Source organism: Methylosinus sp. DMC45 (assembly GCF_056313885.1).
On sequence record NZ_JBQUZK010000013.1, the window covers coordinates 1 to 20,025 of the forward strand.

Here is a 20,025-nt window from a genome sequence, read left to right on the forward strand (position 1 = left end):
GTTTCTTCTTCATCGTGTCCGTCCTGCAATCGGCCGGACTCTAATCGATGCTGGTGGGATTTTTCAGGGGCAGGTCAATACTCCTCTGCACTCAGGGCATGACCGTACCTCGGCTCCGTCCGCCGATACGCGCCAGCGGTTCTCCCACGATACAACGCTGCGCACGACGACTCCCAGCCCAAAGGCCAAAATCGATTTCTTTGTCATAACCTATTGAGACGTCCAAGCTACGCCCTTGGCAAGGCAAAGCACGTAGAGTGACAAAGCACGTAGAGTGACGCAGACCCTCTTGAATTGCCAATCGACGGGAGTCGAGTGCGACGACGGCGCCCGTTACGACGCAGTCTCGCGATCCGCCTTCTCCGCGGCCTGCGCTTTCGCCTCCGCGGCTGCGATGCGGCGCGCGCGCAACGCGCCCGTCGGGTCGGTCACCTCGACGAGTCGGAAATTGGACAAGGCGACATGGCCGGACGTGTTGTTCGCCGCCGCGAGGAAATAGACGTAGAAGTTCAAACCATCGCCGCCCGCCTTGCTCGACGTCGCGACCGGGGTCACGCCGAGCGGCGCCGAGGCGCCGTCGATCACCAGGATTACTTCCTGATCGCCGAGAATCGGCGATTCTGCGGTGACAACCAGATAATCGCCGGGCTGCGGCGCGATCCATTGAAGGTCGAATGCGAGCCCATATCCGTCGCCGAAATCCGAATTGTCGTAGCTGCCTTGGAAGTACGAAAACGCCGGATATCGGCCGGGCGCGGGCCAGAGGTGGATGCGGCCGCCACCGTTCGGGTCGAAACGGACATTGCCGCCGAAATTGACCAGAGTGATCGGCAGCGCCTGGGTCGAATAGGCGTACGTGGTCCCGATCGACGGTCCGACCTGCAGATTCCATTGTGAATATGCATTGGCGCCGCCCGGCCAGTTCTGATTGAGCGAGGGCAGGAACGACTTGGGCGCTGGCGGCCAAGCGAGACCGAGCGGCGGCTCGTTGTTCTGCGAGGCGCCGATCGCTGCGCCGCCATACCAGGTTGCGGCATAAGCGTGCTCATCGCCCGGGTCGCTGAAATAGAGCTCGGATGGTTGCAGCGCCACTTCGACGATATTCCCGATGTCGCCGCCGCCCTGATAAGCGACGCCGAAATAGGAGGCGTAATTGTCGACGAAGGCGCCGGCGGCGCAGGAATAGGACGGATTTTCGATCTGCAGCTGGTCGAGATGGAAGCCGAGCAGATTCGCGCCGTTCGCCTCGAGCGGCGTGGTGCTCTCGGGCGAGTCGAGAATCGTGAGATGAGCGACCCGCCGTCCGCGCTGCTGCAGCGTCAGCGCGGCAACGGTCGCGACCTTGGAGCCGTGGCTGTGGCCGATGAGACGCAGCAGGCCGGTGTGCGCGTTCCAGAAGCTCGGGGCGATCGCCTGCTCGAGCGCGTCGGCGAGACGCAGCCCGTTCACATGGGTATAGGCTTCCGACTGATAAACGTCCTGATATCCGTCGAAGCCCTTCTCGGTCGCCGAATCGTCGATCCAGGAATAAGCGAGGACGATGGCGTTCGGGTCCTGCTGGACGATGGATTGCAGCACGCCGAGGGAATTGATCGGCGCCGACGGCGCGGAGGACGGAAGCCAAGCCCAGTCCGATGTCCATACGCCGCCGAGGGCGGCGTTGGCGCCCCACCACAGCACATCGCCATTATATTTGTCGACGATGGAGCGATAGGTCGGCGCCCAGCCGTGGATGAGGACATAGATAGTCGGCGGCGTCGTTCCGGCGCCCAGGCTGCCTGGGGCGACCGATGCGAAGGAGGTGGAAGGATCGTTATAGGATGGCAGCATGGTCCCGCCGACCCATTGGCCGAGACGTTCGATGTTGGAGAAGGCGTTGCCGCGAACTGCGGTCGACCAGTCCGACGGGCCGTTCGGCGGAGCGGGAGGCGCGGGAATGGCGTTAGCAGCGACGAGAGTGGACGAAGACATGTACTCCTCCAATCGACATGAATAACGGAAGGAGTATTGCACGGCCGATCGGCTTTGTCCGCTGTGGTGAGCGCGATGCGCTGGGTCGGGATCAACCAGATCGAGCACCGCCCCGTCGTCTCGAAGCCGCGACTGGCGCTCGCACATGCGAGTTTTGCATCAGAAGCTCGACCTTTTATACAAGCTGCATGCTGGAGCCGCTTTTCCGTGCCGGACCAAGTTCACCGAGATGCGAGGTCGTGATAATACGTCGTCGAATAGCGTTCTCGCATCTAATGCACGTATCGGGCCTGTTCGGCCTGACCGCGGCGTTCGCGATCGTCGCAGTCGCGATATCTGCGTTCCGTTTTTCCGAGGGCTCCGAACGGCTGCGAGTCGCCGTAGGTCCGGCCGGCGGCGTCGATGCCAGCATCGTAGAGGCGCTATCCGACTCTCTCGAACACGACGGATCGGCGCCGCGACCGTCGGTCGTGACGACGGACGGCTCGGCGGCAAGCGCGGCGGCGCTGGAAAGCCGATGCGTCGATCTCGCCGTGATTCGTTCAGACGTGGCTGTTCCGACCAATGGAGGCCCGATCGCCGTTCTGCACAACGACGTCGCAATCCTCGTTGCGTTGTCTGGCTCGAAGGGACTCGAAATCGGACGGCTGGCGGGCAAGCGGGTAGGGATCGTCCCAGCCTCTGCGGCCAACGACGCGCTCCTAGATGCGATTCTTTCAGAATATGTTGTCGCGCTGGCGTCCGTCGAACATGCGCTTTTCGCTGTCGCACCTCTGCGCGGCGGGTTTTTCGAACGTTTCGCAGCGGCCCTGTCGAGCCGTTCCCAAGGCTCGGTAGTTCTCCCCTTCGACAGCGCTGAAGGAATTGCCGCTCGAAATCCAGCGCTTCGGAAGGTCGACGTCCCAGCTGGCCTGATTTCTGGCGCGCCGCCACGCCGAAAAGACGGTTCCGCCACCATTGCGGTTGCGACCCGCTTGGAGGCCTCGAGCGCTCTTTCTGATGAGGTCATCACCCGACTGACCAAGCGGCTTTTCGCAGTTCGGCCCTCGATCGAAACGCGTGTGCCGATCGCGGCCGCGATGGAAAAAGCCTATAGCGACAAGGATTCGTTGGCAGCGGCTCATCCAGGCGCGGCGGCCTATTACGACAATACAGAGAAAAGCTTCATGGACGTCTACGGTGATTGGATATACGTCGGCGCCATGGCATTCAGCGGTATCGCTTCGGGCGCCGCCACGTTGTTGGGCGCGGCGCGTGCTCGTGCGCGCCAGGCGGCTTTGTCGCAATTTTTGTTTATAGACGCGATGAGCGTATGAGAACGTTGCGGCTCACGCGGCGAGGGCGTAGAACTGCTGTGCTGGACGCAATTCACCTGTCGTTCGCAGCCGACCCTTTCGGATCATGTGCATGAGCTCGATGCCGGAAAGCGTCGCAGCAGCCGATCGAAATGATTTGAAACCCAATATCGGCCGCGTCACTCGCTGCACCGCTCGATGGTCCTGTTCGACAATATTGTTGAGATATTTGCTGCGGCGGATTTCGATGTCCGCTTCATGCTCCGCATTGTAGCGTTCGCTCGCTGCCGTGTTGGGCGCCGCTCTTGTCGATCGTGATCTTCTCCGGCTCGCCAAGCTGGCCGATCGCCTTGCGCAAAAAGCGCAACGCGGCTTTGCAGTCCCTCTTGGCCGTTAGCAGGAAATCCACCGTCGCGCCTGCCTTGTCGATCGCCCGATACAGATATTTCCAGCAGCCTTTGACTCTCACGTAGGTCTCATCGAGGCGCCAGCTGGATCCGATCGCCCGCTTGCGAGCACGGAACTGTTTCTCCAGCAAAGGCGCATACTTGACGACCCAGCGGTTGAGCGTGGAATGGTCGACTTCGACGCCTCGCTCATCCATCATGTCCTCGAGTTGACGATAGCTCATCGGATACGCCACATACCAGCGGACGCCCCACAGGATCACGTCGCGTTCAAAATGACTGCCCTTGAAATCGATCATGTCACTCGCCCGCCAGCTCCGCTGCCGCCGATCATAGCCCATACCGACCCGCGACAAAAATTCGCGACAGAGCCCCGTCTTCCATTTCCGCCAGAAGGCGGACAAAGATACGGGAAGCGTCAGATAGAATCCGTTGAAGCAGTCGAGCGTCCATAGCACGGCGACGATCCGTGCAAGGGGGGAACGGGCGGGGCGCGCTCCATCAGCGTCGCGAGATCGAGCGGCCTCACGCTGGGCCGCGGCGTCACGTAATATTGTTGCGCGAAGACATGATCGAGTTCGTGGTGGAAAGCGAGCAGACTTCCGGTGAGTCCGACGAGGACGAGGAAGCCCGCCATCAGCAGGCCGACCCAGCGATGCAGGAAGACGAAGATGCCGCGGATCATGCGTGATCCTTCTTCGGTGACGGTTGCCGAGACGACCCCATATGACGAATGTTTCATTCGCCGACTCTCGACGTGCGCACCTTCTCCCACAAGTGGGAGAAGGAGACGCTTCCCGTCAGAATTCGAATTTCAGCGACCCGACAATGTTGAATGGCGCGCCATAGTACCGGCTGGCGCCTGCTGCGTTGAAGTTGCTGGAAGGGGCGGCGGACACGAGAGCGCCCGTGTAGTATGTGCGATCGAAAATATTGGTGGCGTTGATCTGCGCCGTCGTCTTCACGCCCTCAAGATCGAAGCTGTAGGCCGCCATCAGATCGGCTGTGCCCCAGGAGGAGACCAGCGGGATCGTGCCGAAGCTTGCCGGCGGTCAGGTCCTGAACCGGTTGGGAACCGTGATATGTGTAGCCGCCGCCTATTTTCAGCCTTTTCAGCAGCGCGTCGTGAAATTCATAGGTCGTCCAAAGCCGCGCGAGATTGCGCGGCTGATTGGGGAAGCGCTGGCCGGGCGTCATGCCGGAGAGACCGGAGCCCGAGCTGCTTGTCGTATTGCCCTCGACGACGCGGACGTCCTGGTTGGTGTAGTTGACGATCACGCTCCAGGTCGGCAGCAGCTCGCCCTGAATGTCGACCTCGGGCCCGGAGCTACGCCCCTTGCCGACGAGAAGGACGCATGGCCGCGTGCCGTTGCAAAGATGGGTCGTATCCGGATCGGCGATCGGAAGATTGGTCTTGACCAGATGTTAATAATCGATATTGGCGCGCAGCCGACCGTCGAACAGCTCGAATTTCGCACCCGCCTCCCAGCTCTCGGCGTTGGTCGGCGGCCGCCGTCGGCCTGCGCGTGACAACTCTAACCAAATATATTGATTATATTGCACTAACAATTGCGCCTGCGTTGGCCAGTCGATGGCCGCGTCGCGCGCGTTCCGGGGGTCAGGTTCCTCGTTCATCGTGACGACCGTTCACGTTTCCGGCGGTCGGGAGGCCGCGGGGCGGAAGGGAGAAAAGACGCTTCTTTTATAATCGACGCGCCGCCGGGCGAGAAAGCTTCGGCGCCGATCAGGCGCGCAATGTCCGCAACCAGCGCATCTCCAACAAGACGACATTCGAGACCGACATAGGCCGCATCGACGTCGACAGCTGGTTCATCCACAATTACCTCTATCATCCGATCTTCGTCGTCATCGAGCAGGAAGGCGAGAGCTGGGGCTTTGCGCCGAAGCTCACGACGAAATTCGAGATCGCCGGCCACAGAAACGAGCTGACCGTCGGCGGGCGCGTGTGGGGCGGCGGCTCGACCGATAATTGGTATTCCAATTACAATGGCGCGAAGTTCAACCCCTATGGCGCGATACCGGCTAATTTCGCCAATGCGGCCTATTCCTTCCCGCCCTATTCCTTCAACGGCCTCGCGCAATTCGGCGCCGCCGGCTCCTGCTTCGGCTTTTGCGGAGCCTTCATCAATCCGGGGCTGAGCGCGCAGATCCGCAACAACCGCATGGCGGCGCTCAATCTCGAGGCCTATTTCGAGGATCGTTTCTATCTCGCGCCGCAGCTTGCCCTGATGTTCGGCGCGAAAATCTTCAGCGACGATCGGCGCTATTCCGTGCTCGGCGGCATCCCCTATGAGCCGCTCGCCAATCACACGGAGAAGAATTATCGCGGCGTCGTGCCCAAGGTCGGGCTGATGTTCCAGCCGACGCCGGAGATTCAATTCTTCGCCGATATGACCGGCAGCCGCGACGTTCCCGATTTCATCGATCTGACGCAGGGTTTCTTTCCGCCGACGCCCGGCGCCTCCTTCACGCCGCTCGCTTCGCAAAAGGCCTGGACGGGTGAGATCGGCTCGCGCGGCAAATGGGATCGCTTCTCCTGGGACGTGACTTTCTATCACACCGAGCTGCAGGACGAATTGCTGAAGTTCAGCACCAATCCCGGCGCGGGCGTGCCGGCGACGACCTTCAACGCCAAGCGCACCATGCATCAGGGCGTCGAGCTCGCCGCAAGCGTCGATCTTTGGCGCAACATCACCGCGCCCGATGATGTGCTGAAGCTGAGCCAAGTCTGGACATGGAGCGACTTCCGCTTCGTCGGCGACGCCAATTACGGAAACAATCCGCTGGCCGGCGTTCCACGCCATGTGCTGCGCACGACGCTCTCCTACAGCCGCCTCGACGGACTCTATGTCGCACCCTCGCTCGATTGGGTTCCCGAAGGCTCTTATGTCGATTACATGCACACGCTGCAAACGCCCGGCTACGTTCTGCTCGGCGTTCAAGCCGGCATGAAGCTGCCCTATGGGCTCACCTTCTATTTCGATGCGCGCAATCTCGCCGATCGCCATTACATCAGCGATGTGACGACCGTCATCGATGCCCGCGCGTCCAATCCGGCGGCCTTTTATCCGGGCTATGGCCGCGCGGTCTACGCCGGGATGAAATGGGCATTCTGACCTTTCATTGATGGAGCGATTCAGGTCTACTCGATGGCTCTGGATCGCTTCGTTGCCGACGCGCCTCGCGCCGTGTATTTCGCGGACCTTCGCAGCGCGAGATATCCTATGGCCCGGATAAAGAAATCGTGACGCAATTTCACAATGCGATTCGAACCCGTCCTCATTGTCGAGATATCAGAAGGACTTCGATTTCGCGAACGCTTCTCGGCCGAGCCGATCGGCGGAGACCCGGAACCCGGCGAACATCTCTTCCATCATCGTTCTGACCGCCGCAGGCGCCCGTTCCGGCTGGCCGGCGTCGAAGGGCGGCTCGGGCGCATATTGCGCGATGAGCTGCACGCTCTCGGCGTAAGTGCGGTCGCGCAATTCGCCGACCAGCGCCAGAGCGAAATCGAGACCCGCTGTCACGCCCTCCGCGGTGATGCGATTGCGATCACGCACGAAGCGGCCGGGCGTCGGCGTCGCGCCGAAAATCGGCAGCAGCGACTTCGCCGACCAATGCGAGGTCGCGCGATAGCCGTCCAGCAGGCCCGCCGCGCCGAGCAGCAGCGAGCCCGTGCAGACCGATGTGACATATTTGGCGCGCGCGCCGCGGCTCTTGAGGAAGCGCAATGTCGCCTCGTCCTGCATCGCGGCGAGCGTGCCGGAGGCGCCGCCGGGCACGCAGAGAATATCGAGATCGAGCGGCGCCTCGTCGAAGCTCGCGTCCGGCGTGATCGTCAATCCCGTATCGCTGACGACGGGCGTCTTGCTCTTGGCGATCACGAAAGCCGTCGCGCCCATCAGCCCGGTGAGCATGTAGTGCGGGCCGATCATGTCGAGCGCGGTGAACTCTGGATAGATCAGAAAGCCGATCTTCTCATTGCCGGACCACGAGGCCGGCATGTTCGACATATCGTGATCGGCCGTGACCTTCTGCGCCGCGCGTGCCTCGAGCGCGCCGCCGGCGACGAGCGCGGCGAACGCCGCCAAAGCTTCGCCGAAACGGCGGCGATCGAGCGTATTCAATGGCCCCTCCTACATTTTCACGGAAACGGTGGCGAAGAATGTGCGCCCCTCTCCCGGCGCGACGCGCCCGGAGAGATAGGGATATTGGGTGTAATAGTGTCGATCGCCGAGATTTTTGGCGGCGATCGAGAAGGTGAAATTCTCGTGCTTGTAAGCGAGATCGGCGTCGAATGTGATGTAGCCCGGCGTCGTCCATGTGCGGCCGAGCTCGACGCGCGAGGATGAGGCGGCATAGAAGCCGGCGCCGAAGGACCAGCCCTGCAGCTCGCCGTCGAAGGCGTAATGGCCCCACAAACGGCCGGAGTCGCTGGGCGTCCCGACGAGGCTCGCGTTCATATATTGCGTGTTCTCATCGCTCGTGACCTTGGCGTCGATATGGGCGTAGCTGCCGAGGAAAGAGAGATTCGGCGTCGGCTGCCAGACGAGGTCGGCCTCGAATCCATGCGAGTTCTGCTCGCCGGTCTGCCTCTGAGTGAGAGAGCCGGACACGGCGGTCGGCACATTGGTGCGGGTGAGATCGAAATAAGCCAGCGTGCCCGAAAGGCCGAACGGACCGTCGAGCTTCACGCCGCCTTCGAGCTGGCGTGACCCTTCGGGCTTCGGCGGCGCATTATTGGCGCCCGAGAAATAGCTGACCCCGCGCAAGCCTTCGGAATAGCTCCCATAGACCGAGAGCCAGTCGGTCAAATCATAGGTCGCGCCGACGCGCGGCAGCACGCGCGTCGCGCTCGCGTCATAGTGAGTCGGCGGCGTGACCGCATTTTCGGTGAAGTGAATATCGACAGTGGCGACGCGCAGCGCGCCGAGGAAATGCAAGCGATCGAAGATCGTCGACTGCAATTGGAGGCTCGCTCCGGCGTTCTGATAGCTATTCGCGACCTTCGTGTACACCACTGTGTCCGCCGCGCCTTCGACCGGCAGCCGAAAGGCCGGGAAATAGGGCGCGCGAAAATCGATCAGCTGCGGGAAGCCGAAGATGGGATCGGCGTCGGTCGCATTATTGCCCGCCATGATTCCGTGATCGACGACGCGATTGAAATCGCCGCCGACGAGCAGGCGGTTGCTCGTCGGGCCATAGTCGAATTTCGCGACGAAATTCGAGCTGATCGAGAATTCAGTCAGCTTCTGATCGAGAATGTCGTTCGCGACATAAAATTGCGACGGGCCGCCATAGACGCCGGACGGACCGAAATCGATCGCCGTCGGCTCATTGCCGAAGACGAGCTGCGAAGGCTCGTGGATTTTCGTCACGGAATAGCGCGCCGTGGTGAAAGTAGAGAATGTGTCGTCGAAGGCATGATCGAAGCGCGCCGTCACCGACTGCGATTCCGTGGAGGTGACGGGAAGGCCGGCATTGGCGAGAAAGGCCGAGCGGCGAATGGAATAGAATGAGCGATCGACCGAGCCGACCGCCGGCAAGCCTGGATAGTCCTGCTGTTCCCGCCGCGCGACATGGCCCTGCAGCGTGAGCGAGGTTCCCGCATTATTGGTGATGGTCAGCGTCGGATCGAGCGTGTAGCTCTGGCGATGAATCGTGTCGACGATCGACCGCGTGGTCTCGAACTGGCCGGCGAAGCGGAACAGCAGCGTCTTGGAGTCATTGAGCGGCTGATTGATGTCGAGATAGGGGCTGCCGAAGCGATAGCCGCCGGCGCGCACGCCGACCTCCGCGAACCGATCCGCCGTGGGGAGCTTCGACACGATGTTGACGACGCCTCCGATCGGGTTCGCCCCGCCCTGAAACAGAATATTGGCGGGCCCCTTCAAAACCTCGACCCGCTCGACATTGACGAGCAGATCGCGCTCGCCGAGCGAGCCGTAATTCGGCAATCCGTCGATGTAGCGCTCCGCGTCCATGCCGCGCAGCTTGACGCCGAGCCCACCGGGAAAAAGCGGATCGAGCGGCGTGAGGCCGGAGACGTTGCGGAAAAGCTCGGACTGCGAGATGGCGTTCTGATCGTCAATCAGCTTGCGAGGGACGACGACGACGGAGATCGGCAGCTCCTTGAGCGGCGTGGCCATGCGCGCCACGCGGGCGGTGAGCGCCTGATAGCCGCGCACTGGCCCGGCGGTGGTCTGCTCGACATCCGTGGCGGTCTTTGCGGCGGCCGGGCGTCGCACTTCCGCGGCGATGGAGATGGGCGGCAGCGCCTCTTGCGCGGCGGCTCCGGGCAGACCGGCCGCGGCGAGGGCGAGCGCGCTGACCGAGCGCAGGGAAAAACGACGATTCATTGGTGGCCTCCTTGTCGCCGCTCTCTCGACGGCGTGAATGTTCTCGGCGTCCGAAAGGAGAGAGAGGCCCGCCAGCCTCCGACCCTCCGAGCAGCGCTCTAAGGACGCCGCTTAACCCGAATGTAACGTGAGCGGCGCCTCCATGGCTTTTCGTGGACTGTGGCGCCGACGCAACAGTCTCGCTCGCGCCCGCTTGCCACCGCCACAATTGGCCGCGATAATCGCAGCTCCCGATTGACGCGAGGCGGCGCCGAAAAATGCGGGTTCTGATGGTGGAGGACGAGCCGGAGATGGCGAAGCTCGTTGCTGGGAAGCTCGCGCGTTCGGGCTTCGTCGCCGATCGCGTCGGCTCGCTCGACGAGACGATGGAGGCGTTGCGACAGCACAAATATTCGCTGGTGCTGCTCGACAGGCGTCTTCCCGACGGCGATGCGGTCTCCATATTGCCCGACATTCGTCGCACGCAGCCGTCGATTCGCATCGTGATGCTGACCGCGCGCAACGCCGTCGAGGACCGGATCGAAGGGCTCGACGCCGGCGCCGATGATTATGTGACCAAGCCCTTCGACGCCAATGAGCTGATCGCGCGCGTGCGCGCCTGCCTGCGGCGTCCCGGGGGCGAGGCGACTCCGCCGATCGCGATCGGCCATATTGTCTTTCATCCCGACACGCGCGACGTCAGCGTCAATGGCGCGCTGGTTCTGTTTCACAAGCGCGAGCGCGCCTTGCTGGACATTCTGCTGCTCAACGCAGGGCGCGCCGTGCTGCGCGACCGTCTGCTCGCGGAAATCTACGGTTTCGCCGACGATGTGCAGGCCACCGCGCTCAGCATGCTGGTCTCGCGCCTGCGACGCCGGCTGCTCGATCTCGACGCCGGCGTCGAGATTCACACGGCGCGCGACGTCGGCTATCTGCTGACGGAGCGCAAGGAGAAATGAGAAGCCCCTCGCTGCTCGCGCGCTTCGTCATCGGCATCACCGCGATCGAGCTGCTCACCTATTTTCTCATTTGGCCGGTCACGGCGATCCTCGTCACTTATATGGGTCTCGCGGTGACGGACTCCGTCAATTATTGGGCGGAGTTCCACGCCATAGAGGTGGTCGATGCGGCGCTGGTGAAAGACGCCGACGGCTCCGCCCATATAGAGGCGACGCCGGCGCTGCGCGCCTATCAGGCTCGAAATCCCAATTTCCGGTTCGCGATCATCGACAACCGCAATGGGGCGGCGCTCGCCGGCTCATCGGAAGCGCTCGCGCGCGTATTGCCGAGCGGCGGCGAAATCATCGCCATCCGAAATTATTTCCGGCTTCCGAACGATCCCGATCCCAAGGCTCGCGGCGTCTTGCGGGAAGCCAAGCCGCCCTATCGGATGGCGGTCTATGGCTATACGTTGCATTGGGAAGATCTCGGCGCCGTGATGCGCATGCTGGCGGATGTCACGCAGATCGTTCCGTTCCTGCCCTTCGTCGTATCGGCGATTCTCATCTCCTGGCTGGTGACGCGCTTCGGGCTCACGCCGCTCTACAAAGCGAAGGAGCAGCTCGCGGGCATCGATTTCAAATCGGTCGATCAGCGCATCGACGGCTCCAAGGCGCCAAAGGAGATCGCGCCGTTTCTCGACGCGCTCAACGGCGCGCTCGCCCGTCTCGAGGACGGCGCCAAGCGGCAGCGGCGCTTCACCGCCAATGCCGCGCACGAGCTGCTGACTCCGATCGCGATCCTGCGGGCGCGACTCGACGCGCCGAACGAGCCGGATTTTCTCTCGGACCTCGACCGCGACATGCGGCGCATGCAGTCCATCGTCGAGCAATTGCTGGTTCTCGCGCGCGGGGCGGAGCGCGGAAATCTCGCCGCCGAGGATGTCGATCTCGGCGCGCTCGCTCGCCGTATGATCGGCGATTATCTGCCATTGATCGTCGACAGCGGGCGGGCGATCGCCCTCGATCCGCCTGCCGCCCCGGTCATCGTCCGCGCCAACGGCCAAGCGCTCGAATGCATGGTGTCCAATCTCATCAATAATGCGCTTCGCGCCGAGCCCGTCGGCGGAACGATCGAGCTTCGCGTGCGCGCCGGCGCTCGGCTGGAGGTCGTCGACCATGGCGAAGGGGTCGGGGCGAGCGAGCGCGATCTCGTCTTCGAGCCCTTTTGGCGCAGGACAGAGACGACACGCGGAGCCGGCCTCGGCCTCTCGATCGTCAAGGAGCTCACCGAAAAGCAGGGCGGCGGCGTCTTCGTCGCGGAGACGCCGGGCGGCGGCGCGACATTCGGCCTCACGTTTCCGGATCGCGGAGCGCCATGAGCCGTGGCGAGCGCCATCGGCGCGCGCAGGGAATCGGATGCCCTGCGCACAGAAGTCGAAGCGAAAGGCGTGTTCGTCAGCCTCGTCGTGCTCGGACTCGTGGAGAGCAGCTATTGGGAGCATAATCCCGGAAGCCGAGAACATGCTTCGAAGGCCATTCCGCCGCTGACGACGGATCGGGCCGCAGCTGCGATCATCAAGGCGATCGAGCAACGGAAGCGAGTTTTGGTTTCGCCGGCGATCTTCCGAGTGCTGTTTTTATTGCACGGGCTCTATTCCTGAAGCACAGGCGGTTGAGCTTCCTCGAATCAAGGCATTGATGCGAAACGAGGCGATTCACTCTCTGACCGTCATCGCTTCGTCGCGGCGAAATAATCGCGAATGCGCGCGGCGAAGCGGATCGCCGCCGGCGTAGTCCTGTCGTCCGGCGCGCTCAGTAGGCAGATCGTGCGGCTGCCAGGGCCGGGTTCCAGCCGCGCGAAATGCAGCGCCGCGACGCCCGAGACGAGTCCCGACACATGGCGCACGTCGGCGGGCACGATAGAGACGTAATCGCCCGAGGCGACGACATTGAGAATGGCCGCGAAAGTATTGAAGGCGATCACGCGCAGCGGCGTCGTATCCGCCTCCGCGAGATAGTCGTCGACTGCCGCCCGCGTGCGAAAGCCATGGCCGAGCAAAGCGATGCTCTCCTCGGACAGGTGCGCCGCTGGGATGCTCTCGGCCTCAGCCAATCTGTGACCGCGCGCGCAGACGAACATCAGCGTGTCGGCGTAGAGCGGCTCGGCGCGGCTCTTGGTGTGCGCGCGGGGAAGGCCGACGCCCAGATGCAGCGTCCCGGCCTCGACGCCGGCGTCGATCTCGTCATTGGCCAGCTCCAGAATCTCGAGGTCGATCGCCGGATAGTCGCGCGCGAAGGCGGTGACGATCTGCGGCAGATAGAGCGCGTTGAAGGTCTGCGTCACGCCGACGCGCAACCGGCCGCGCTTCAGTCCACGATATTCCTGCACGGCCTCGCGCAGCCGCTCCGTCTCCGCCAATACCCGGCGCGCGCAGTCGATGGTCAGCAGGCCGGCCTCGGTCGGCTCGACCTTATGCGCCGTCCTTGTGAAAAGAGCGATGCCGAGCTCCGCTTCGAGGTCCTGAATCTGCTGGGAGAGCGTCGGCTGCGAGACATTGAGCGAGCGGGCGGCGCGGGTGAAGCTGCGCTCCTCGCCGACGCGGATCAGATAGCGGAGTCGTCGAAAATCCATCGGACTCCTATATCATAGGCAAAACCTATTTTCAGTATCGAAAACAAGTCTTGGACCTATTCTCATATCCTAACGAAGACAGGCCGTCGCAACCAAAAAAAGGGAGACGGGCAATGTCCGCCCAACGGGTTTTCCATTCGGCCGATTTCGACAAGACGCCGCCGATATTCGAGGTGATTTTGCCGGAGCGGCTCGCGCATCGCGGCGTCGAGAAGGACGATGCGCGCGCCGCCTATTCGGCCGAGCGCAAGCATCCGGTGCATTTCATCGATCTGCCGTCGCACGCCATCAGCCTCACCGTCGGCGGCCTCACGCCGGGCGGCCGCTCCAACCGCCATCGCCACACTTATGAGACCATCCTCTATGTGCTCGAGGGGCGCGGCTATTCGATGATCGAGGACCGTCGCATCGAATGGGAGGCGGGAGACGCTGTCTATATTCCGATCTGGGCGTGGCACCATCACGTCAACGCCGATTTGGACAAGCCCGCGCGCTATCTCGCCTGCGAGAACGCCCCCATGCTCCAGAACGCCGGTCGCCTCGCGATCCGCGAAGAAGCGAAGTGAGACTCGCCATGACCAATGCGACTCGGACCAATGTGATTCGCGGCATCGTCGCCTATCCTGTCACGCCCTTTTCCGCTGATGGCGGGATCGACGACGGCGCTTTCCGCCGCGTGACGGAAAATCTGCTGCGCTCGCAGCCGGCGGCCATCGCCTTCCTCGGCAGCGCCGGGGAGAGCGCCTATCTGACGGACGCGGAATGGCGGCATGGCGCCCGCCTCGGCGTCGAGACGGTGGCCGGCCGCGTTCCGGTGATTGTCGGAATCGCCGAGCTGACGACGGCCGCCGCCGTCGCCAAGGCGCGCTACGCCCGCGAGATCGGCGCCGATATGCTGATGGTCATTCCGGTGTCCTATTGGAAGCTGACCGAGGCCGAGATCTTCGATCATTACGCCGCCATAGCGGCAGCGACCGATCTGCCGATCATGGCCTATAATAATCCGGGCACCAGCGGCGTGGACATGTCGCCCGAGTTTCTGGTGCGGCTGGTGCGCGAGCTCGACACGGTGCGCTTCATCAAGGAGAGCAGCGGCGATCTCAATCGCATGCACGCGATCCACAAGCTGTCGGACGGCGCGATTCCCTTCTACAACGGCGCCAACCATATGGCGTTGGAGGCGATCGCCGCCGGCGCTTCTGGCTGGTGCACCGCCGCGCCCAATCTGCTCGACGATCGGCCGTCGCGGCTGTTCGATCTGGTGCAGGCGGGCGACATCGTGCGCGCGCGGGCGCTGTTCTACGACATTCTTCCGGTGCTGCGATTCATCGTCGTGGGCGGCCTGCCGACCACGGTGAAAGCCGGGCTCGCCCTGCGCGGATTGCCGGCCGGCGCGCCGCGGCCGCCGCTGAAACCCCTCGTCGAGGTCGATCGTAAGAAGCTCGCCGAATTCCTCGCCGCGCTGCGCGTCGAGCCGGCGGCGGCGTGACCTGAAGAGTTGGCCCGCGCCGCGCGCGTGGGCAAACGAGGAGGAGACGGCGACTCTTCGCCGCCTCCGACTTGCGCCGGCGACCGGCGAGCATTTGCGCGCCACGTTCGGTCTTTCGCGCGGGGCGCCGTCGTCACGACCGATTTCGAGTGGTGGAGCGGCGCGACGATCCAGAGGCGTGCAGCGCCAAACAGGTTGCCAATAACGTCGAGCTTTCCTTCACCCGAAAACCTTTACAGTAGCGTACAGGAGTGGCTCGACGCCTGCGCTTTGAACATCCTTCGGTCGCGCGCGGCGTTTCGTGCCGGCGGAAAAGGTCGACGAGCTGATGGATCGCGTCGGCGAGCTGGTCATCGCTCAAGTGCGCTTGTCGCAATTATCCGCCTCCGCCAGCCTCGACATCAAATCCATCGCCGAAGAGATCGAACGTCTCGCCGCAAATCTTCGCGACGTCACCATGGGCATTCGCGTGGTGCCGATCGGCTAGCTGTTCGGGCGCTATCGCCGCCTCGTCCATGATCTCTCCAAGGAGCTCGGCAAGCCCGTCGATCTCGTTATGTCCGGCGAGGAGACCGAGCTCGACAAAACGATGATCGAGCGTCTCGCCGATCCTCTCGTCCACCTCATCCGCAATGCGTTGAATCATGGGCTGGAGGACGCTGACGGCCGCATTGCCGCGGGCAAGCCGGCGACGGGCCGCATTCGTCTCGCCGCGAGCCATTCCGGCGCCGAGGTTCTGATCACCGTTTCCGACGACGGTCGCGGCCTCGACGTCGGGCGCATTCGCGCCAAGGCCGTCGCCAATGGGTTGATCGCCGAGGAGGCGACCATGACCGACGCAGAGATTCATCAGCTCATCTTCCACCCGGGCTTTTCGACGGCGCAGGCCGTCACCAAGCTCTCCGGTCGTGGCGTCGGCATGGATGTCGTCAAGCGGACCATCGAAGGGCTGCGCGGCGCTATCGATGTGACGAGCACGTTCGGCGCCGGCGCCGAGGTGACGTTGCGACTGCCACTGACGCTCGCCATCATCGATGGCCTGCTCGTGCGCGTCGGACTCGCGCGCTACGTCATTCCGCTCTCCTCGGTCGAGGAATGCGTCGAATTGACCGCGGCTGCCGACGCCGGCTCCGCCGGCCGCAGTTTCCTCAATATTCGCGGCGATCTCGTTCCCTTCATTCGGCTGCGTGTGCTCGTCGATGCGAAGACGCTGCCTGACCCGCATCAAAAGATCGTTGTCGTCTCCTTCGGCGATCGGCGCGTCGGCCTCGTCGTCGACCAGATTATCGGCAGCCATCAGACGGTGATCAAATCCCTGTCGAAATTGCACGCCGACGTTCCTTGCTTCTCCGGCGCGACGATCCTCGGCGACGGCGCGATCGCGCTCATCTTCGACATTCCGCATCTCGTCGATCTCGCCCAGGCCCATGACGACGAGCGCAAGGCCAAAGCGAAGGAGGCCGCGTGATGGCCGAAGCGATGACAGACGACAGCAGACGCTGCCTGATGCTGGGCGTCGGCGGCAAGATCTTCGCGATCGACGCAGAGCGCGTGCGCGAAATTCTCGATCCTGCGCCGGTGACCGAAGCGCCAGGCGCTCGCGATTTCGTGCGCGGCCTCATCAATGTGCGCGGCAAGGTGGTGCCTATGGCCGATCTTCGTCCACGCTTCGGCATGGAGGTCGAGCCCGCGACCGCAGACACGCGCTTCGTCGTCCTCGAAGTCGATCTCGATGGTGAGCCGACCATCGTCGGCATCGTCGCCGACAAGGTCTATGAGGTCGCCGAGCTGTCGCTCGCGACGCTCGGCGCCGCGCCGCGCATCGGCATGCGCTGGCGGCCAGAATTCGTGAAATTCATCGGGCGGTGGAAAGACGATTTTCTCGTCGTTCCCGATATCGAACGCATCTTCAACTGATCGTCGCGCGCCTTCGAGCGCAGTATAGGGCAAACCATGCGATACACAGTCAAAGCGAAGCTCAGCACCGCATTCGGCGTCGTCATCGTGCTCTCAGCGGCCGCAGGCGCTGTCTCTTACACCAAGCTCGCGGCGCTCAACGAGAATGTCGACATGATCGTCGAGGGGCGCGTCAAGCGCCTCGTCTGGGCGGAGGAGATGAAAGTCCATGTTCTAGACAGCATCCGCTCCGAGAAGAATGCCATTATCGCGACGAGCGACGCGGAGCGCGAGCGAGATGCCGCCAATGCTTTGAAGGCCCGCGACGAGGCGCGCAAGCTGCGCGAGACGATCTATGAAGTCGCTAGCGCCAAGGGCAAGGAATATATCGTCAAGGTCGCGCAGGCCGTAGAATCGGCGAATCCCGTGCAAGACAAGATCCTAAAATACGCCCAGATGAATTCCGCCAATAAGGCGCTCACGATCACGGCGACTGAAGGCGCGGAGGCGGCCAAGGAATTGCGCGCCGCGCTCAACGCATTTTCGGACGCTGGCGCTCGCAATGGCGCAACTCTGCTCGTCGCCGATCTCGAGCGCATTCATACGTCGATCGAGAAGCTGCGCGCCGACATGTATTCGTTCATCGCGTCGCAGACGGTCGTAGACCTCGAAACGCGCGTGAAGCCGTTGCAGGCGGATGCGGCGGCGATCACGGCCAGTACCGATGGCGTCAAGGGGCGCGCCGTCCGGGCCGGAATGGCGCAGCCCGCGGAGCAATTCTCGGCCGCGCTGGACCGATGGCTGAAAATCGAAGCGCGCGCCGTCGAGATCGCGCGTGAGGGCGGTGCGATTCTCGCGGCCGATCTCTCGAGCGGCGAAGGACGCGCCCATACGCTCGAGGTGTTGAAGGCCATCGACGAATTCATCGGCTTCCAGCGCAAGATGGTCGAGGAGGCCAAAGCGCAGGCGGCTGCGGACTATGAGCGGGCGCGCATTCTGCTGATCGCTATGCTGTCCGGTTCGGTGGTCGTCGCGATCGGCGCGGCCTTGTGGATCGGGCTCAATATAAGCCGCGGACTCGGCCGCGCTGTCGCTCTCGCCAATGCGGTCGCCATCGGCGATCTGAGCCAGCGCGTCTCGGTCGCCAGCGATGACGAGGTCTCCGATCTCGTGGGGGCCCTCAACGCCATGACCCGTAATCTCAACGCCACCGCCGCCGTCGCTGACAAGATCGCGGCCGGAGACCTGACTGTCGAGGCCAAGCCGCTTTCCGACAAGGACACGCTCGGCATCGCGCTCGAGCGCATGGTCGCTAATCTGCGCGACATCATCGTCAAGGCCACGAGCGCCGCGAGCAATGTCGCGGCCGGCGCGCAGGAGCTCTCCGCCTCCGCCGAGCAATTGTCGCAGGGCGCGACCGAGCAGGCCTCCTCGGCCGAAGAGGCCTCGGCCTCGATGGAGGAGATGGCCTGGCCTGCATCGCCTGCACGGCGCGATCCACCGCCTCGCCGTTCGCTTCCGCATTGCGCGCCGATTGATGCGCGTGCCTAGCGCTGTGTAAATGAGACGCAATATTATTAAATGCCGACCAGCGTTTTGTTGTCAATGTCCACGGTCACGTTCTGGACGGCAGATGACTGCGGGATCGAGGATATGACAGGCGAGGCATTCGCATTTCCAAGTAGCTTGGAAGACGCGGGTCGAAAACCATTGACAGGTAGAGCATGATAAAATGGATTTACTTGACTAGCAACGATATGCCTATGGTTGAGCCGGTATTCGCTCATTTTGAAGTCAGGTGTTGGATCATATCCCAAGCTCGCGCCCTTCGAGACATAATGGCGCACAAGGTCGATATTCTCAAGGCTTTCGCCGTAACTCAGAAGATAGTGGATTTCATCGAAATAGGGGCGGATATAGTCACTCTGAATCTCTTCCAATTCTTCGATTGTCTCGGTATTAGAACAACGACCAGGGGCAACCACAAAATCTTGAAGGGGATTCGTGTGCAGTTCATTGCCGAGGTATTTGGCGACATAATAAATGGTATGAAAAAGGCGAAGGATTGCGCCCTTCACGCCAACCATTAACTCGAAAATGATCTTCAGCGGAGACGCCGGCCGCCTTTACATCTGGATAAAGGCTCCAGTAATAACTAGCATCCACAACGAGCGCGGCCGATCGCAAGCTCGCGACCTTACGGAAAATCGATGAAATGAACCGCATCTTTGTCACAGACCTCGACTTTTCTCGGCGCATCGATACAGCAGCACGCTACTAAAATAAAGAAAAACGCTCAGGCGGCCGGCGCCCTTCCTTGTGGCCAACTTTTTCGAAATGGTCGATTCCCGAGGCAATCTCATTGTTCTCCACGGCGACTGCGACATCCGGATTGACAGACAAGTAGTAACTCTCGTCGAACTCGAGCCTCCTCGGCAACCGCCCCTCGAAATAGCCGAACTTAACGTAATGCTCCTTCGCATTAGCAATTCCTTTATCGCGGCACGCTTTCGCGACGTCCTCATAATTCGTCATGTACCATTCTTCGTCTACTTCAACGGTCTGAAGAGCGGCGTTGCGAAGTATTTGAAATATCTGCTCGGGAACGACCCGCTCCACTTTCCCGTCAGGATTGTTGTATTGAACGCACATTCTAGTCAACTCCGTCGCAAACATTACAGCTCTCCGCATTAGTGGGTTGACTTTATTAGAATTTGTATTGCCTTCTAGGCAAAGGTGGTCAAGGGGCGCCGCGGGAGTAAGTCCCGTCGCAGACCTCTCCGACGTGGACAATGAAGTATGATCGCTGGAACCGGGCCTCGACGAGTTATTACGATGATCGAGTTCGATGGCGGCCTTTTCGAGCACCACGTTATCATCTGACGCGTCCGCTGCTAATCGGCCTATGCGACAAGCTACGGCGTCAAGCAATTCCGCTGACCGGGCTATGAGCGTCTCGTAGCGTCGCCGTAGCGCCGTCTCTCGCAGCGGAAGCCCTGGATTTGCCGGTGAGCAATGCGACGCACTCTTGCAAT

Annotated in this window: 20 protein-coding genes and 1 pseudogene; 11 read left to right on the top strand and 10 right to left on the bottom strand. The window is 62.2% G+C overall.

The annotated features are described in order from the left end of the window. Positions 1 to 217: hypothetical protein (locus tag ACT53T_RS03905; RefSeq protein ID WP_476160194.1), on the top strand; the 217-nt coding region annotated here is incomplete at its 5' end. Between the two features lie 116 nt (positions 218 to 333). Here the strand turns inward: ACT53T_RS03905 and ACT53T_RS03910 are convergent. Further along, the gene (locus tag ACT53T_RS03910; protein WP_476160195.1) at positions 334 to 1,971 is read right to left on the bottom strand and encodes a hypothetical protein; all 1,638 of its coding nucleotides are present in this window, start codon (positions 1,969 to 1,971) and stop codon (positions 334 to 336) included. A gap of 275 nt (positions 1,972 to 2,246) precedes the next feature. On the opposite strand from ACT53T_RS03910, the gene ACT53T_RS03915 reads away from it, so the two are divergent. Next, positions 2,247 to 3,287: a TAXI family TRAP transporter solute-binding subunit gene (locus tag ACT53T_RS03915; RefSeq protein WP_476160196.1), complete on the top strand. Its 1,041-nt coding sequence runs from the start codon at positions 2,247 to 2,249 to the stop codon at positions 3,285 to 3,287. A 12-nt stretch (positions 3,288 to 3,299) separates the two neighbouring features. On the opposite strand, the gene ACT53T_RS03920 is transcribed toward ACT53T_RS03915, so the two are convergent. The 4 genes from ACT53T_RS03920 to ACT53T_RS03935 form a co-directional block, all read right to left on the bottom strand. Beyond that, positions 3,300 to 3,972 (bottom strand): IS6 family transposase gene (locus ACT53T_RS03920; RefSeq protein WP_476160197.1). Its coding sequence is split into 2 segments (ribosomal slippage): positions 3,300 to 3,560 and positions 3,562 to 3,972, totalling 672 coding nucleotides; the frame shifts between segments, so codons are not numbered across the junction. Positions 3,973 to 4,091: 119 nt separating this feature from the next. Then, the gene (locus ACT53T_RS03925; protein ID WP_476160198.1) at positions 4,092 to 4,358 is read right to left on the bottom strand and encodes a PepSY domain-containing protein; all 267 of its coding nucleotides are present in this window, start codon (positions 4,356 to 4,358) and stop codon (positions 4,092 to 4,094) included. A 115-nt stretch (positions 4,359 to 4,473) separates the two neighbouring features. Continuing rightward, entirely contained in the window at positions 4,474 to 4,668 is a 195-nt protein-coding gene (locus ACT53T_RS03930; protein WP_476160199.1) for a hypothetical protein, read from the bottom strand. Further along, the gene (locus ACT53T_RS03935) at positions 4,643 to 5,095 is read right to left on the bottom strand and encodes a TonB-dependent receptor domain-containing protein (protein ID WP_476160222.1); all 453 of its coding nucleotides are present in this window, start codon (positions 5,093 to 5,095) and stop codon (positions 4,643 to 4,645) included. Before ACT53T_RS03935 ends, ACT53T_RS03930 begins: the two co-directional genes overlap by 26 nt. Before the next feature lie 350 nt (positions 5,096 to 5,445). Between ACT53T_RS03935 and ACT53T_RS03940 the strand changes: the two genes are divergently transcribed. Next, on the top strand, positions 5,446 to 6,810 hold the full coding sequence (locus tag ACT53T_RS03940; protein WP_476160223.1) for a TonB-dependent receptor domain-containing protein: 1,365 nt from the start codon (positions 5,446 to 5,448) through the stop codon (positions 6,808 to 6,810). A 177-nt stretch (positions 6,811 to 6,987) separates the two neighbouring features. Here the strand turns inward: ACT53T_RS03940 and ACT53T_RS03945 are convergent, their stop codons facing one another. Both ACT53T_RS03945 and ACT53T_RS03950 read right to left on the bottom strand, forming a co-directional pair. Beyond that, positions 6,988 to 7,821 carry a DJ-1/PfpI family protein gene (locus tag ACT53T_RS03945; protein ID WP_476160200.1) on the bottom strand — a complete coding sequence of 278 codons (834 nt, stop codon included), beginning with the start codon at positions 7,819 to 7,821 and terminating at the stop codon, positions 6,988 to 6,990. 9 nt (positions 7,822 to 7,830) lie between these two features. Continuing rightward, positions 7,831 to 10,053, bottom strand: a complete 2,223-nt coding sequence (locus ACT53T_RS03950; RefSeq protein ID WP_476160201.1) for a TonB-dependent siderophore receptor — start codon at positions 10,051 to 10,053, stop codon at positions 7,831 to 7,833. A 257-nt stretch (positions 10,054 to 10,310) separates the two neighbouring features. Here ACT53T_RS03950 and ACT53T_RS03955 point away from each other — a divergent pair, with 257 nt between their 5' ends. From ACT53T_RS03955 to ACT53T_RS03965, 3 genes are read left to right on the top strand one after another with little or no spacing between them, the layout of a single operon-like run. Further along, a complete protein-coding gene (locus ACT53T_RS03955; RefSeq protein ID WP_400771487.1) occupies positions 10,311 to 10,991 on the top strand; it encodes a response regulator in 681 nt (226 codons plus the stop codon). Further along, the gene (locus tag ACT53T_RS03960) at positions 10,988 to 12,352 is read left to right on the top strand and encodes a sensor histidine kinase (RefSeq protein WP_400771486.1); all 1,365 of its coding nucleotides are present in this window, start codon (positions 10,988 to 10,990) and stop codon (positions 12,350 to 12,352) included. Before ACT53T_RS03955 ends, ACT53T_RS03960 begins: the two co-directional genes overlap by 4 nt. A 3-nt stretch (positions 12,353 to 12,355) precedes the next feature. Continuing rightward, positions 12,356 to 12,634 carry a hypothetical protein gene (locus ACT53T_RS03965; protein ID WP_476160202.1) on the top strand — a complete coding sequence of 93 codons (279 nt, stop codon included), beginning with the start codon at positions 12,356 to 12,358 and terminating at the stop codon, positions 12,632 to 12,634. A 68-nt stretch (positions 12,635 to 12,702) separates the two neighbouring features. Here ACT53T_RS03965 and ACT53T_RS03970 read toward each other — a convergent pair whose 3' ends face one another. Next, positions 12,703 to 13,605 (bottom strand): LysR substrate-binding domain-containing protein, encoded by a 903-nt coding sequence (locus ACT53T_RS03970; protein ID WP_476160203.1) that lies wholly within the window; start codon positions 13,603 to 13,605, stop codon positions 12,703 to 12,705. 113 nt (positions 13,606 to 13,718) lie between these two features. On the opposite strand from ACT53T_RS03970, the gene ACT53T_RS03975 reads away from it, so the two are divergent. The 5 genes and pseudogenes from ACT53T_RS03975 (at position 13,719) to ACT53T_RS03995 (ending at position 18,541) form a co-directional block, all read left to right on the top strand. After that, a complete protein-coding gene (locus tag ACT53T_RS03975) occupies positions 13,719 to 14,171 on the top strand; it encodes a cupin domain-containing protein (protein WP_400771479.1) in 453 nt (150 codons plus the stop codon). Between the two features lie 8 nt (positions 14,172 to 14,179). Next, positions 14,180 to 15,094, top strand: a complete 915-nt coding sequence (locus ACT53T_RS03980; RefSeq protein WP_476160204.1) for a dihydrodipicolinate synthase family protein — start codon at positions 14,180 to 14,182, stop codon at positions 15,092 to 15,094. A gap of 301 nt (positions 15,095 to 15,395) precedes the next feature. Next, a pseudogene (locus ACT53T_RS03985) lies at positions 15,396 to 16,562 on the top strand (chemotaxis protein CheA); the annotation flags it as partial. Next, positions 16,562 to 17,011, top strand: coding sequence for a chemotaxis protein CheW (locus ACT53T_RS03990; protein ID WP_476160205.1), 450 nt, complete (start codon positions 16,562 to 16,564; stop codon positions 17,009 to 17,011). The pseudogene ACT53T_RS03985 and the gene ACT53T_RS03990, both read left to right, overlap by 1 nt. Positions 17,012 to 17,047: 36 nt before the next feature. Beyond that, positions 17,048 to 18,541 (top strand): MCP four helix bundle domain-containing protein, encoded by a 1,494-nt coding sequence (locus ACT53T_RS03995; RefSeq protein ID WP_476160206.1) that lies wholly within the window; start codon positions 17,048 to 17,050, stop codon positions 18,539 to 18,541. A gap of 26 nt (positions 18,542 to 18,567) precedes the next feature. On the opposite strand, the gene ACT53T_RS04000 is transcribed toward ACT53T_RS03995, so the two are convergent. Continuing rightward, positions 18,568 to 19,068, bottom strand: coding sequence for a hypothetical protein (locus ACT53T_RS04000; RefSeq protein ID WP_476160207.1), 501 nt, complete (start codon positions 19,066 to 19,068; stop codon positions 18,568 to 18,570). Between the two features lie 199 nt (positions 19,069 to 19,267). Then, positions 19,268 to 19,642 carry a hypothetical protein gene (locus ACT53T_RS04005; RefSeq protein WP_476160208.1) on the bottom strand — a complete coding sequence of 125 codons (375 nt, stop codon included), beginning with the start codon at positions 19,640 to 19,642 and terminating at the stop codon, positions 19,268 to 19,270. Between the last annotated feature and the right edge of the window lie 383 nt (positions 19,643 to 20,025).